General features: G+C 38.6%; 10 protein-coding genes. 6 read left to right on the forward strand and 4 right to left on the reverse strand.

Annotation, left to right across the window (positions count from 1 at the left end; genetic code table 11):
• Positions 1 to 941: RNA-guided endonuclease TnpB family protein (locus tag H5R64_RS07150; protein ID WP_182583114.1), on the reverse strand; the 941-nt coding region annotated here is incomplete at its 3' end.
• A gap of 226 nt (positions 942 to 1167) precedes the next feature.
• Between H5R64_RS07150 and H5R64_RS07155 the strand changes: the two genes are divergently transcribed.
• On the forward strand, positions 1168 to 1347 hold the full coding sequence (locus H5R64_RS07155; protein WP_220476785.1) for a YSIRK-type signal peptide-containing protein: 180 nt from the start codon (positions 1168 to 1170) through the stop codon (positions 1345 to 1347).
• Positions 1310 to 3748, forward strand: a complete 2439-nt coding sequence (locus tag H5R64_RS07160; protein ID WP_182583166.1) for a mucin-binding protein — start codon at positions 1310 to 1312, stop codon at positions 3746 to 3748. Before H5R64_RS07155 ends, H5R64_RS07160 begins: the two co-directional genes overlap by 38 nt.
• 240 nt (positions 3749 to 3988) lie before the next feature.
• Here H5R64_RS07160 and H5R64_RS07165 read toward each other — a convergent pair whose 3' ends face one another.
• Positions 3989 to 4666 (reverse strand): TVP38/TMEM64 family protein, encoded by a 678-nt coding sequence (locus H5R64_RS07165; protein ID WP_182581196.1) that lies wholly within the window; start codon positions 4664 to 4666, stop codon positions 3989 to 3991.
• 16 nt (positions 4667 to 4682) lie between these two features.
• Positions 4683 to 5930 carry a DUF2075 domain-containing protein gene (locus H5R64_RS07170; protein ID WP_407657587.1) on the reverse strand — a complete coding sequence of 416 codons (1248 nt, stop codon included), beginning with the start codon at positions 5928 to 5930 and terminating at the stop codon, positions 4683 to 4685.
• Positions 5931 to 6097: 167 nt separating this feature from the next.
• On the opposite strand from H5R64_RS07170, the gene H5R64_RS07175 reads away from it, so the two are divergent.
• The 3 genes from H5R64_RS07175 (at position 6098) to H5R64_RS07185 (ending at position 11430) form a co-directional block, all read left to right on the forward strand.
• Positions 6098 to 7873, forward strand: coding sequence for a 1-deoxy-D-xylulose-5-phosphate synthase (locus tag H5R64_RS07175; protein WP_182581198.1), 1776 nt, complete (start codon positions 6098 to 6100; stop codon positions 7871 to 7873).
• An 80-nt stretch (positions 7874 to 7953) separates the two neighbouring features.
• Positions 7954 to 9795 carry an LPXTG cell wall anchor domain-containing protein gene (locus H5R64_RS07180; RefSeq protein ID WP_182583170.1) on the forward strand — a complete coding sequence of 614 codons (1842 nt, stop codon included), beginning with the start codon at positions 7954 to 7956 and terminating at the stop codon, positions 9793 to 9795.
• A gap of 255 nt (positions 9796 to 10050) precedes the next feature.
• On the forward strand, positions 10051 to 11430 hold the full coding sequence (locus tag H5R64_RS07185; RefSeq protein WP_182581200.1) for an amino acid permease: 1380 nt from the start codon (positions 10051 to 10053) through the stop codon (positions 11428 to 11430).
• 63 nt (positions 11431 to 11493) lie between these two features.
• Here H5R64_RS07185 and H5R64_RS07190 read toward each other — a convergent pair whose 3' ends face one another.
• The gene (locus H5R64_RS07190; RefSeq protein ID WP_182581201.1) at positions 11494 to 12333 is read right to left on the reverse strand and encodes a DNA/RNA non-specific endonuclease; all 840 of its coding nucleotides are present in this window, start codon (positions 12331 to 12333) and stop codon (positions 11494 to 11496) included.
• A 212-nt stretch (positions 12334 to 12545) separates the two neighbouring features.
• On the opposite strand from H5R64_RS07190, the gene H5R64_RS07195 reads away from it, so the two are divergent.
• Entirely contained in the window at positions 12546 to 14858 is a 2313-nt protein-coding gene (locus tag H5R64_RS07195; RefSeq protein ID WP_372456600.1) for an ATP-binding protein, read from the forward strand.
• The last annotated feature ends 12 nt before the right edge of the window (positions 14859 to 14870 follow it).

Here is a 14870-nt window from a genome sequence, read left to right on the forward strand (position 1 = left end):
GTCCTAAATTGATACCAACTCGCATTGGCAATTGATTTAGCCAAATGATGATTCTTTTGAAGATTCTTGGTTTTCAAATCTTCAATCACAATTACATCATATTGTTTCACCAAATTAGTTGTCAGCTTATGGAGGTAGTCTTTGCGCTTATTAGCTATCTGCTGTTGATAACGTGCTTTTTGCCTCCGTGCCCGTTGCCAGTTTTGGTAGTCGTTTAGCTCCATTTTGGTATCGTTGTGATTATGATTCCATTGACGTATGGCAACGGTAGCTTGGTATTTACGTTTAGCGTATTTGCTTTGCCAAACGGTGGTCTGTTTTTCTAACCATCGGGCATTGAAAGTACTAAACTTTTCTCCGTCAGAGCTAATTGCTAGGTCACCTATTCCCATATCAAGACCAACGGTCTTTCCTGTTTTAGGTAAGAGAGCTGGTTCATCTGTTTCTACTTGTAATGACAGGTAATAACGTCCCGTTTGGTCATAACTTACGGTATAACGTTTAACCTTACAATCGGTTAATTGAGTAGTTTTGCTAGATTTGATAATGCCAAGTTTTGGCAATTTTAGGTAACGCTTAGTAACAACAGAAATTGTAGATTTCCCTGTATATGACTGCTTAGCTGTATGTCTACTCTTAAAGCGTGGATAACCACCTTGATGCTTAAACAACATCTTAAAAGACTGTGCTAAGTTGTGATTAACCACTTGTAGACTAGTCGAATCACTCTCTTTTAGAAATGGATATTCCTGTTTGAGCCTTTTTAGTAGGGTATCCATTTGATAGCCGTTTACAAAATGACTCCTCGGATTATTCTTATAGCGTTGCTTAGCCATAGCTAACATTTGGTTCCAAACAAAACGATTATTCCCAAACATTTGTAATAGTTGGGCTTGTTGTGATTTGCTTGGGTATAAGCGTAGTTTAATTCCTTTTAGCATTTTTATATTACTCACCTCCGTTATATTAAGATGATGCCATCGAGGGTGAGTAATTACAACATCAATATGATTAGAAATTGGTATCAAAATTTTAATTTAAGCAAGGGCATTCATCCGACTAAAGTTACGGGATGAATGCCTAATTGTTATTAGTAAAATTTAGTAAAACGTAGTACAATAGTATTGTTCGTGAAAATATTAATTATTTGGGGGAGTAAATTAAATTATGGTTTCAAAAAATAATCAATGGAAAAAGCTTCAACAGCAAGCAGAGCAGGCTCCTCATTTTGGAATCCGAAAATTAAGCGTTGGAGTTGCTTCAGTATTATTAGGTACCACGTTATTTTTTGGTACTTCGGCGGTTGTGCATGCTGATACCACTGGGGGGGCAGAGCGACCTTTCTAGCGACGCGTTAACTGCAGAAGAAAAGAAGGATAGCAACTCTGCTAATACATCTGTTGCAAATACTCCGATTGCCAATCAAACGACAGCCACACCTCAAACTGGTGTTGCTCAGGAAGAGTTAAGTGGTGACACCAATAGTCAGGGGAATCAGGATCAATCACTTAGTCATAAGGCAACATCCTTAAATACTGATTCGAACAAATTCGAATTAACTTCCACCATTAAAAATGCTACTGATCACGATGATAAAAATATCTTTGCGGTCACTATTTTGCCTAATACAAAAGATGATAAGAGTGAATTTAACACTCACTTAACCGGTCCAGTTGAAGTCAGTGGTAGTGAAAATGCTGAAAATGTGACAAACTGGTATGTCACAGGAGAAGCTGGCCAGTCATTAGATAAGTTGCTCATTAGAGACAGTGAGGGTAATTATGTTCCAACTAAAGACGCACTTGAAGCAGCCACTGTTGAAGGCTACTTTAAAGTTAAAAAATGGACGCAAGATGATTGGGATAAAGTTACCGCAGTCATTACTACTGTTGATAGTTTAAAGAGTAACTCTAGTTTGCAAATCCATTTACATACTTATGATCCGAGTGTTGAAACCGATGTCGATAAATCAGCATATATGTCTCAAGCTGTGATGGATTCAACTTCTTTTAAGAAGTTACGTACTGGACGAACTATCAATTATGTTACTGATGGTAATAAGTCTTTGGGATCGCAAAGGCAATCTATTAATGATGTAGCGATTTATCACACTAATGCGGTTACCGGTGATATGGTTGGAGATGCTGTTTTAGAAAAAGGTTTACCAGAGGATGAAATACCAAAATTTGATGGCTATAAAGTTAAAAGTATTTCTGGTGGGAATAATGAGTTTTGGCAAGATTATGATCCTGATAATCCAACAGAGATTCTGCCAATAAAAACTATCAAAAACTTACAAGATGCTAAAACAAATAAACGTACTGGATATGCTCAAATTCCCAATTATATTATTACTGTTATATATTATTCGGTTACAGACAACAATGCTACTAAGGCGAGCGGCAACACTAATGCTTTGGCTTTGTTCAGTATGCTTGCTGCAGTTCCTCAAACGGGGCAAACAAGTGATACTACTCACGTGGTTCAACATAGTTCAATTATTAAGCCAGGCGACCAAAACAGTGCTAAGCTAACTGTTGTTGGTAAGCAAAAGATTAATATTAGTTATATTGACGATACTGAAAATAATAAGCAGCTTGGTCAAATTGATACAGTTGAGGGTTTAGCTGGTGAAACAGCAAATTATTCTACTGCTGATCGTATCCAAGATTATGAAAATAAAGGCTATGAATTAGTCAGTGATGGTACTAAAGCTCAAGATGGTCAAAGCACTTTAGTTTATGATAATGACTATCAGACAGATCAAAACTTTGAAGTACACCTCAAGCATGGTTACACTAAACCAATAACAACTGAAAAACATGTTACTTGGACTATTCATTATATAGGTGCAGATGATCATAATCCTGAATCTCAATACCAAACTGTTACTTTCAAGCGTACCGTTTATACTGATAAGGTAACTAGTAAAATATATGATTCTGGTTTTGTTCCAGAAACACAATTTGTGGATGTCAAATCTCCTGAAGTAGAAGGTTATAGCATTTACAATCCTAAAGAAAACGCCAGCGTTCACCAAGATACTAAGTTAGGTCCAAATGATACTGATTTTGATTATGTTACTGTTGTGCCTTACGTGAAGGATGCACCAGTTACTGTTTTACCTGATCCAGTGGAAAGTCATAAATCAACCTGGACTATTCATTATGTTGGTTTAGACAAGAATCCTGATGATGTAGTTCAAACTGTTTACTTCACTAAGCAGGGCGACAAGTTTGTACCTACTGGTAATTTTAAGGATGTTCCTTCACCAGAGGTAGCAGGTTATGGTGTTGATACTAAGGTGGCTCATCATGATACAGTTTTAGGTGATAACAATACGGATGGTAATTTTGAGACGACAGTCATTTACACTAAGCCAAATGACTTCGTTGACACTCCTCCAGTAATTGATAATCCGACACCTAAAACTCCAGTAAAACCTGTTCAAAAAGTACCCGAGAAACCTACCCCAACTCCAACTAAAACGCCAATTCCAGATCCTAAGCCAGCACCACATCAAACTCCTTTAATCCCTGAGCAATATGCAGGAATTGAGACGCAAAGAACAAACCTTAGTTTAAGCTTTACAAAGCAAAGAGCTAAAGCTGTGCCTAAACCAGTTGCAAAATCTAAGTCAGCAGCGCTTCCCCAAACTGGGAATAGGCCAGCGCATACTGGCATCATTGGTTTAGCATTAGCTTCAGTAGCGATGACGTTTGGTTTAGGGAAGAAGAAGGAAAATTAACCTAATTATTTTTCTTCAAAAAGTACTGACAGAAAAATTGAATAGCTTTCAGTCAAGCAGTTCATACCGTTTAAAAGGTATGAGCTGCTTGTATATTTTGCCAACTAATTGCGAAATAGGCGGTTAAGTCGTATTTTGAAAGCTGGGCCTCTCTTAAACGAAGCTGGACGTCAGCTTTTATTTTTTAAACTAAAAAAGCACTGATGTTAAATTCATCAGTGCTTAAAGAGGGAGTACGTATTATTTCTTTCGCTTTTCGTCTACCTTTTTAATAATAAGGTAAATTCCAATCAAGACAGCAATACAAATAACAACGCTAATGATTCGTTTGAGATTACCCTTAAAGATTGCGTCCCCCCCAAAGGCATAAAGGAACGATGTTGGTGCCATTCCAATTAAGACCATTGTCATGTATTGACGCCGATTAACATTCAATTGAGCGCCAGCATAATTAACAAGAATACTAGGGACAACCGGAATCATAAACCCGAGTGTTAATCCAATTAGCGGATGCTTTTGCTGCATTAGGGACTTAATCAGTTTATGTTGCTTAACCTTTTTGGAAAGTTTAATTTGCCTAATCAAACTCATTACAACGCAATTACCAAGAATGTTTCCTATCCAATTAATGATAAAGCCAAAGAATGGCCCATAACAAAGCCCCGAAAGGATACAAATAAGTGAATTTGATAGACCGGGGATAGCATTCAAAACTGCAATTAGAACAAGTAACAGCAATGAGTTAGTAATCCCATGTGCCCGAATCATGTGGAGAAGAATTTCTTTTTCATTAGGAACCGGATGGATCAAGAGTTCAATTTCCGGCCGATAGTTTTGATAGATAAAAATAATAATAATAATTGCCAAGAAGACTCCTAAAGCGATTAAAAGTTTCTTGTTGAGAGTTTTTTCTTTCATAATGCACTTCGCTTTCTTAGTAATTAAGGCCAGCTTTTTTGAAGAGCTGAATAAGAGAAGATCGTAAAAGGGGATCATGAGCATAAATATATGTTCCGTATACGCCACGCTTAAAGAGAACGTTTAACGAGTTCATGATCATTTGTTCTTCAAGTGCCTTAATTTCTTTAGGATCCGTTAAGTCATCTCGTTTTTTAAACGCTTCAGAATCGGTGTACTTATCAAGGTTAATCTGCAACTTTTGTGTTCCCGGAGTTTGACTAATCGGTGGCCCGATAATTATCCCTGTATAATTCAAATCAAAGCCCTGACAAGTATAGATTGAACCAACCTCATTAATTGTTTGTGGTAGTTCGGCCCAGGGGGTAACGGTATAGTTGTATTGATCCCATGGCAAACTAAATCGCCCTTCTTTAATATAGTGCTTACCGCCATCTAAAGTCGAAGGGTAACCAGAAGTAGAAAGGATCCGCGAAAGACCGACTTCATTATTCCGTGTGACAATTGCTTGGCGCATCGCTTCAGCATCATCATAAACCCGAAAATCATAATTTTGCCGACTATCAGTCGGGAAGGGGATAAGTTCAAATTGATCGGTAAAGTGGTTAAACCAGTCTATTAGTCGGTCACTAGCGGCCATCCTAAACTGATGGTGGAGATAATAATCTTGGTGTGGATATTGATGGGTAATCTTTGCTAACCGTTCAGGAGTCCATAAACTTTTCATTCTTAACACTTGATGTTGATCAAAGACCAGGATAACTACTTTAGATCGTTTAATAATTTCTACTAGTTGATTGTCGTGATAAAAATTATTGTAATGATCTGCTTTTGATAACAATAGGTGCGCCTCGTCGATCACAGCAATGTCAATTGTTTCATGGTGCTTATCTAATTGGTTAATTAATGAAGTCGGCCGGGTAAAGTCTTTTTTATAGAGTTCCTTAATTGGACCGGCAATTTCACGGTATACTTTTAGAATTTCGGGATGGTTGACCAAAAAATAGTTTTTAGTTTTGAAAAAAGGTGAATGTGAATCTTTGCGAGCTGCTTTTTGAATTCTTTCAAAGAGGTTCGATAAGACAACACTTTTTCCCGTTCCTGCATCGCCGTAGATCGTATAGATCGCTGGAAAATCTGCTTTTATGTGTTTAGCAGTAAACTCAATTATTGAATTAACTAGGTGCTCTTGCTCCGAAGTTAAATCCTTAAATGGTGATAATTTATCAGTAGCTTCATTAGTAAGCTGATTCAACTTTCTCATTCCTCTGTATATAATCATATTTAATTTTAAATGAGGAAACAGCATTCGTCAATTTAGGGAGCGACAAATTTCTGCAGGAATTCTAAAACGTGTTAAAATAAAATAGGTGTTTTTAAATTATCTTTAAAATAGTGTGAATAGATCATCGATCAGAAAGGGTGGCTCAGATGAATCGACATCCAGATTATCTTTTGAATCGGGTTAATAACCCAGCAGATATTAAATCAATGTCTCTTGAGCAGTTAAAGCAACTCGCGACAGAAATGCGACAACTAGTTCTCGAAAGAGATGCAGCAATTGGCGGACACGTGGGACCGAACCTTGGCATTATGGAAACTGCCATCGCATACCACTATGTTTTTGATTCTCCTCATGACAAAGTAGTGTGGGATGTATCACACCAATGTTACCCACACAAAATGTTAACTGGCCGTAAACTTGGCTTCCTCGATCCGGATCATTATGGGGATATTTCCGGTTATACTTCACCCGAGGAAAGCGTCCACGACTTTTTTGAGATAGGTCATACTTCCACCTCCATTTCACTTGCTGTTGGTTTGGCCCAGGCTCGTGACTTAATGCATCCCGAATCAAATGATAATATTGTTGCCGTGATTGGCGATGGCTCTCTAAGTGGTGGGCTAGCGTTCGAAGGGTTAAATAATGCCGCTAAACTTCATTCTAACCTCATTATTGTTGTTAATGATAATCAAATGGCAATTGATGAGGATCAAGGTGGTCTTTACAAGGGACTTAAAGAATTACGTGATTCTAATGGTAAGGCAGAGAATAATATTTTTAAGTTCATTGGACTAGATTACAAGTACATTGCTGACGGAAATGACCTGCAAACAATGATTAATGTCTTTAAGAACGTAAAGAATATTGACCATCCAATTGTTCTTCACGTAAATACCTTGAAAGGGAAGGGGTACCAGCCTGCCGTTGATGACAAAATGGACTGGCATTGGCAACCACCATTTGATATTAAGAACGGTAAGGTTAAGGAAACAACAACCACCGAAAATTATAGCGATGCTATTCTAACCGAATTAGGAAAACAAATTGATGATGGGGTACCAGTTGTTGCTCTAAATGCTGCAATTCCTGGAGTCTTTAACCTTAAACAGTTCCAAGCCAAATACCCTGATCACTATTATGATGTAGGAATTGCTGAACAAGATTCAGTCACTACTGCGGTAGCAATGGCAACTGCGGGAGCTCGTCCTGTTGTCTTTCAAAATAGTACGTTCCTTCAACGAGCCTATGATCAATTAATTCATGATATGGCGCTTAACGATGCACCAGTAGTAATGATTGTTCGTGGTGGGACAATTGCTTCTGACTCTGCAACACACCAAGGAACGTTTGATATCTCAATGATTTCCAATCTTCCTAATATTGAATACCTAGCTCCCACGAATGTTGAAGAGTTAATTTCGATGTTAAGATGGGCACTTAAACAAACTGAGCAACCCGTTATTATTCGTGAACCAGAAAAGAAACTCCTTCATGGGAAAGCTAGTCAAGATGACTACAGTCTTATTCACTATGATGTGGCACGTGAAGGTAGTGAAGTTGCTATTATGGCTGTTGGAGATTTTTGGCAACTGGGAATTGATGTCTGTGAAGAACTTCAAAAGAAGCTAAACATTAATGCTACGCTCATCAATCCCAAATCATTAACCGGGATTGATCAAGACTATTTGCATCACCTTTCTGAAAATCATGATGTTGTTGTAACCCTTGAAGACGGCAATGTAAGTGGTGGTTTTGGTGAGACGATTGCTCGTTATTATGGTCCAAAAGCAATGAAGGTCTTGAACTTCGGTGCTCCACGTGAGTTTGCGGACAATGTTCCTCTTGATGTACTTTACGAATGGTATCACCTAACTCCAGATCAAATTGTGGATGATATTGAGAAAGTCATCCATGCACTTTAAAAATTAATTTAAGCTTTTTTCGTGCAAAATAAAATTCCTTCCGTATTGGTATTATGTAAGCCAATTGGGGAGGAATTTTTATGTATAATAAGAAATCAATTATTAAACAATTTGTAGGCATTACTTCAGCGACTATTTTAATGACACTGGCAGTTACGACAAGTACGGGACATGCTGCCCAAAATAATCAAAGCAAAATTACAAGTAGTCAATCGCTTAATAAGGCGGATGAGGTTCGGCAGATTACGCGAATTATCAAGATTGATGAACCCTATAAGGGGATGCAGACCGTTAAGCAGACAGTAGTTTTTAAGAAAGTTGCTGATCAATGGCAAGCATTAACCCCTAACTTTTGGTCATCATTCTTTGTTCCTAACTACGATGACTTTGAGCCAAATATTGTTCAGGTACGGGCACAACCCGTAACAGCTGATAATCAAGGAGAAACAATTACTGTTACATACCATCAATATAAAATTCCTGATCAACAACGATTAGTTGAATTTCGCCATACATTTTATGGCTATGATAATAATTTTAAATTTAGTTCGGTAACATGGAATAGTAACCTCGTAAAGGTTGGTCAATGGTATGATTTTCCATCTGCTCCAGAAGGATTTGAATATTGTCAGTCAGAGTTGCTACCAAAACGTCTTAAATTGTATCGAACCAATCAGGAACCATTTCGGTTACTAATTCAACCGACTGAAAAGAACAGTGAACAAGTGGTTGATAAACACGAAGAACAGCTAGGTAAGGACGTTGATGAAGATAATCTGTCAATGGGCACCCACACAAATTTGAACACTAATAATGATAGCGAAACGCGAACGGAGCAACCTCAACAAACCATCTCTCCAGAAAGGAAGGATGGCGAGGAACCAACGAAGCAACCTGAGAATGCTAGCAGTAATCAGGAAGGGGATCTGGAAACAAGCACCCACGACAACCAAACTGAAGCGTTAAAGACTAAGGAGCAGAAAAACCAAACGCCCGAGCCAGCAGAGAAGGAAGGTAACACTCAAACAGCTTCAAATAATAAGGAGCAAATTACGCAAAGAGAGTTAATTAGTCATAATAACGAGGAAGCACAAAGCGAGAAGAGAACGGAGCAAGGACAACAAACCGATTCTCCGGAAAGTACAGATGAAACCGCCCAAACAGATCAGTTCAGTGAGAATAGTGCTATTCCAACAGCTGAGGCAGAAAAAAGCTCACAAGTTAGTTCAACTGATGAAATAACGACTCCAGATCGAGCACCGCAAACTGAAGGATCTGCAACTAAAGAAGAAAGTTCACAAACTAATTTTAATGGGGTAGAGCAAACTACTCAAACTGAACTGATTCCGCGCAACAATCCTCAAAACCAGAATGAAGGAAATACGAATCAAGGTCAGCAAACTTACATCCCCGAAAGTGGGGATGGTGAATTACAAATTACCCAAACTAGTAAGGGTAACATTAGTCAAACAGCTGAGGTAGAAAAGAGTTCTGCTGGCAGCCATCCTGAAAATGTTACAACTGACGATGGAATTAACTATCAGGAAGAACCAGAATCGTCAGAAAATAAAACCGCTGCTTTATCAAACTTAGAAGATTCCCAAATTGAGAAGCATCCTCAGAATGAGGAATCGCCGAATAATGCTCGTTCTAATCACAGAAGTTTAGAAATGAATGATGCAAGCATCCAACAACTCCTCGATCGAGATTCAACATCCTTAAAGGAACTCCATAGAAAGAAAAAGCAAGTTACTGCCAATCAGGGAAAAAGTACAATTCTCCCCCAAACTGGAAACCAAACAGACAATAAAACGACCCTTGGCGGCATAATTATCACCGGACTGGTTACTTCTTTAACAGCGGTATTTTGGAAACATCGGGGGAAAAAAGGAGAAAAAGCAAAAAAAGACTTGCATTTTTAATTTTCTAATAGTATTCTAATGACATTGAACAAAGAATTGGAGGAAGTATTATGCTAAGTCAAAATTCAGTTATACAAAGTCTAACCTCCACCTCAACCACCACAACAACTATCGTGGTTGAGTACCTTTAATATTTAATTAATTCTGTAAGTTAACAGCTATCCAGAAGTTACTCAACCGTCACCATATGATTTGGATCTGGTTGAGAGGGCTTTTTGGGTAGCTTTTTTAGTTGAAGGAAATGGAGAGTTAGACATGAGTGAGAATAAAGCAAAGTTAAATCGGACGATGACGCCTGGACAAATGGAAATGATTGCCATCGGTGGAACCATCGGTAGTGGTCTTTTCATGGGGGCCACATCCACCATTAAGTGGACTGGGCCTTCCGTCTTGTTAGCCTATGCTTTTGTGGGATTAGTCCTTTACGGAGTTATGCGTGCTTTAGGTGAATTGATTTATATTAGTCCAGGAACAGGTTCTTTTGCCGACTATGGTTCAAAATATATTCATCCAATTGCTGGATACTTAACCAAATGGAGTAATGTTTTCCAATTCATTATCGTTGGGATTTCAGACATTATTGCAATGAGTCAGTACTTAAACTATTGGTGGCCTGAACTTCCTGATTGGATCTCCGGATTAGTAATGATTATCATTCTTACATTGGCAAACCTTGCTTCAGCAAAGGCCTATGGTCGCCTAGAATTCTGGTTTGCAATGATTAAAGTCGTTACGATTATTACCATGATTATCCTCGGCTTACTAGTAATTGTCCTCGGGTTTGGTAATCACTGGCACCCAGTTGGTATTTCTAACTTATGGTCTCACGGTGGTTTCTTCACTGGTGGCTTTATGGGCTTCATGTTCTCCCTGTCTGTAATTGCTGGTTCTTACCAAGGAATCGAATTATTAGGTATTACTGCCGGCGAAGCCGAATCTCCCCGTCATGCAATCGTAAAATCTGTTAAGTCCGTTATTTGGCGGATTTTGATCTTCTATATCGGTGCTATCTTTGTAATTGTTTCTATTTATCCATGGGACGAATTGAAAGCTGTTGGTTCACCATTCGTTGAAACCTTTACGAAGGTTGGAATTACTGGTGCTGCTGGAATTATTAACTTTGTTGTTTTAACTGCGGCACTTTCGGGTGCTAATTCCGGAATCTACAGTGCTAGTCGAATGCTTTTCAAACTTTCTGTTGATGGGGAAGTACCGAAATTCTTTAGTAGATTATCTAAGCGGGTTGTTCCCAACGTTGCAATTCTAACGATTTCATTCTGGATTTTCCTTGGTTTTATCATTAATGAATTAATGTCAATCTTCAGCTCAGCTGCCCAGAACATCTTCGTGATTGTTTATAGTTCTAGTGTTCTTCCCGGAATGGTTCCATGGTTTATTATCCTTTTATCAGAACTTCACTTCCGCAAACAACACCCAGAACAATTACAGGACCACCCATTTAAGATGCCATTTTATCCCGCATACAACTACTTTAGTTTAATTGCGTTAACGGTTATCTTACTCTTCATGTTCTTCAACCCAGATACACGAGTTTCCGTATCAGTTGGGGTTCTCTTCCTGATTATTATGACTATTATTTACTGGATTCGTGTTCGCGCAGGGAAAGAAAAATAAATTTTAAAACTAAAGCAGCTTTGTAAATCCTTAACGGGAATTACAAAGCTGCTTTTATGCTAACTATTGATTAATCGCTGTAACAGCACCGGTTGCATAATTAATTGAGATATTATTTTGTACATTGGGAACAAAAACGTTAAATTCCAATGAACCATCACTAGATTTCGCCTCAATATGTGCACCAGCAGGGACAAGATTTTTACCATCGTAGATATCCGTAACACGATAACGAACTTGTTTGTTTTGGTCGAGCGCCTTTCTGACAAGACTCTCATAATAATTCTGTCCGGTTGAGTTTTTACTCCGTGCTTCATTTGCCCAAGCTGTTTGGGTTGCAATGTTTGCTGGGTTAGCTTCAGAAGCATTAAAACCACGAATTCCCCCAACAAGGGCGTATCCCAAAAGGTGACCACGATCATAAGCATGGCTATAGCCACCTTTAAGGTTATGGGCCTGAAGAAAACCAGCTGGGCGCCAGTCAGTTGCACCGTTACCAGTAGCTGCTCGATTTTTATATTGACGCGTTGTTTTGTTTAACCATGCGTCTCCTTGCCATGCTCGCCCTTGATTATCCATATGGTTAACTGCAAAGGGGGCACTCGCAATCCGGGCATTAAGGTTCGTCTGGTTATTATTAATAACGAACGCGCCAGCATTATTCCAAGCAATGTTTGAACCAAGCTGTTGTCGAACACCAGGAGTTAAAATTGAACTGGCTTGCTGTTGGCTTGGTGGTAGCGCTTGTTGTTGACGATGATCGTTCGTCTTCCGTTGCCGGGTAATTTGACTTATTCGGCTTAAAGATGCATCCGTTAATTGAGGATTTTGAATGACACCAGTAACTACTAGTAGACCGACTAGCACAAAGCCGAGGTGGTAGAGTCGCTTTTTGAATCTCATAGGTTCACTCCATTCTTTACTATTCGCGTTCTATTTTACTCGTTTGAACATACGTTTGGAATAATTTATTAAAATTAATCGATTATTTTTAGCTTATGTGAACAGGAGATGCTAACTTTAGCTGATAGACTGGTCATTATCCTAGAATTACTTGCAAAAAGCGGTTAAATAGTCGAAAATAAAACTAATATATTTATCGATAGAAAAGGATTATGGTCATGACAGAAACTTCTGATATTAAAAAAATTCACATTGCTTTTGACGGTCAGGATACACCACCATTGAAGATCCACCAGTTATTTGATCCTAAGAAGTATGATCAATTAATTGGGGTTACCGGGGAAATTACAGCTGACTTTATTAATAAGTATCTTAGTAAGTTTATTAGCGTTAATGTTGCGTTAAGTTCCGAACCGACTAGCAGACTAAGTGCTGATGAAATGGTCACTAAAGTTGCGCTAACCAACGCGCTTCTTAGTTCCGCAAACAAGGAAGCCGCAAAGCTCTTTTCCGCGTTAACCAGTGACAACCAAGCTAACATTCTTAACAGCCTTTTTAAAATCTCAATCGCGCCAACTCAGGTAATTCATTCTAAATTTTACCTATTGAGTAATTCAACAACCCATGATACTCGGATCATTCTTGGTAGTATTGATTTAACTGAGGCTGCTTTTGATGACCAACGAAATCAATTTGAAGAAGTACTAGTTTTTGATAACAATATTCGTTTATATCAAAGTCTTGCGGAACACTTTAAAAAAGATTTGCAACCAGTATTACGTCCTTTCTTTACGGCTAACTTAGTAAAGGCAGCTCAAAAGCAGATTGAAGAAAGTAAAAAGGATCAGGAAAATAATAAGCAAGAAAGTACTGGCCCCGTTATTCTTGATAATGAAACAACCGATAAGATTGCCGAGACGGATATGGTTGATCTCATTAAGCATGACGTTCAACATGACATCGATCATGAATTGATTCCCGACATGATTACTAAGTCGATGCGTGACGTTACCATGGATCGGTCCCAAACTAAAGAAAAAATTGCTAAGCAGGTAAAACAGCACGATACGATTTATACTCTGCAAAAAGAAGCCGTTTCACCACGAGCAGCTAAGCCTAAATTAAAGACTCGGGAAAAGATTACTAAGCAGGTTCAAGATGCCTTAATTAGTGGAATGTCACCACAACAACGGAATGCGGAAAAGAAATACACGACTTTCTTATACGATCGACCAATGGAACGGAACATTGCCAATAATAACAGTGGGCTTTATGTTCCAAATGATACGGGAACGCACCCAATTCCGTTTGGGAAGATTACGACAATTTCTGAAATTCGGGAAGGGTTAAAAAGTATCGATGCCGTGATGAAAGGGTATCAACAGTTTGTGGTAGACTATGATGCTAATTACGGAAAACGATTCTTTGAAGCAATTCTTTATAGTTTTACTGCACCATTCCTCTGGGAAATTCGGGCAAAATCTAGTTTAAATCCCGAAGACGGGAATGATGTCCCTAATTTCCTTGTACTAGGAGCTACTGCTGGTTCTGGAAAATCGACTCTTCTTCGAATCATCAATCAACTAACATGGAACACGGACCGGTCATTGATTGATTTCGGAACAATTTATCCATCACAAACACCACAAAAAAAGGCTAAGACGGTTGAAGCAATGGAACATTACATGAAGTTAGGTAGTTCATATCCCGTCCTAATAGATGAAATCGAACCATACTTCTTCCAACAAGATCAATATAGTCGACACTTGGTGGTTGATATCATGAATGAATTAGTTAACCATCCCCAGCCAATTGCTCCACTAATAGGGACAACGAACTATGATTCTGGCTTTACAATGCTTCGGGAAACTGCCCGGCGTACTTACTATCTCCAGATTGATAAAGTAATTGATGAATCGCAAAAGGGTGCTGCAAATCAGTATATCTATAATGTGCGCAAGACCCTCAATAACACCTTATTTAAGGATTTTGTAATGCGGATGGCTAATCTCCTTGAAGATGATGAAACACCATGGCGTGACTTCAATTCAGCAACTGGTCGTCTTGATTTTCTCGCGATGACTCGGCAATTATTTAAAAACTACTATGAAATGGCCAATATGCCATTACCAGATTACTTCTCCGAGACGATCTGCGATGACTTTAAGGAAAGTTCGCGGAATCGGTGGGCTAAACTGTACTTAACTCAACAAGATGACTTCCAATATCGTCAAGGGGATGAAAGCCTCCTATTTGATATTTCCAAACTCAATACCTTCAATGGATTTACAGCTGATAGTATTGAAAAATACCGTAATGCTTTACCAATTGAACTTTGCGTTGACGGAATTAATGGTAAACGGGGCAAGTTTGTTGAAATTAAAGCTCCTGAATTCTTCCGGTGGATTGGTGAACATAATCCTTATGAAGAAAACGAAGCAGGTTCTAACGAGAATAAACAAAAGAATAATTCTATTGAAGAAAAGCCAAAGAAGAAGGGCTTCTGGGCTCGCTTATTTGGCTAAAAATTGAACCGA

It is taken from the genome of Limosilactobacillus fastidiosus (genome assembly GCF_014145505.1).
Lineage (GTDB): Bacteria > Bacillota > Bacilli > Lactobacillales > Lactobacillaceae > Limosilactobacillus > Limosilactobacillus fastidiosus.

Coding starts and splice junctions, on each gene's coding strand:
- H5R64_RS07155 (WP_220476785.1), top strand. CDS start 1,168: ATGGTTTCAAAAAATAATCAATGGAAAAAGCTTCAACAGCAAGCAGAG.
- H5R64_RS07160 (WP_182583166.1), top strand. CDS start 1,310: ATGCTGATACCACTGGGGGGGCAGAGCGACCTTTCTAGCGACGCGTTA.
- H5R64_RS07165 (WP_182581196.1), bottom strand. CDS start 4,666: ATGAAAGAAAAAACTCTCAACAAGAAACTTTTAATCGCTTTAGGAGTC.
- H5R64_RS07170 (WP_407657587.1), bottom strand. CDS start 5,930: ATGAGAAAGTTGAATCAGCTTACTAATGAAGCTACTGATAAATTATCA.
- H5R64_RS07175 (WP_182581198.1), top strand. CDS start 6,098: ATGAATCGACATCCAGATTATCTTTTGAATCGGGTTAATAACCCAGCA.
- H5R64_RS07180 (WP_182583170.1), top strand. CDS start 7,954: ATGTATAATAAGAAATCAATTATTAAACAATTTGTAGGCATTACTTCA.
- H5R64_RS07185 (WP_182581200.1), top strand. CDS start 10,051: ATGAGTGAGAATAAAGCAAAGTTAAATCGGACGATGACGCCTGGACAA.
- H5R64_RS07190 (WP_182581201.1), bottom strand. CDS start 12,333: ATGAGATTCAAAAAGCGACTCTACCACCTCGGCTTTGTGCTAGTCGGT.
- H5R64_RS07195 (WP_372456600.1), top strand. CDS start 12,546: ATGGTCATGACAGAAACTTCTGATATTAAAAAAATTCACATTGCTTTT.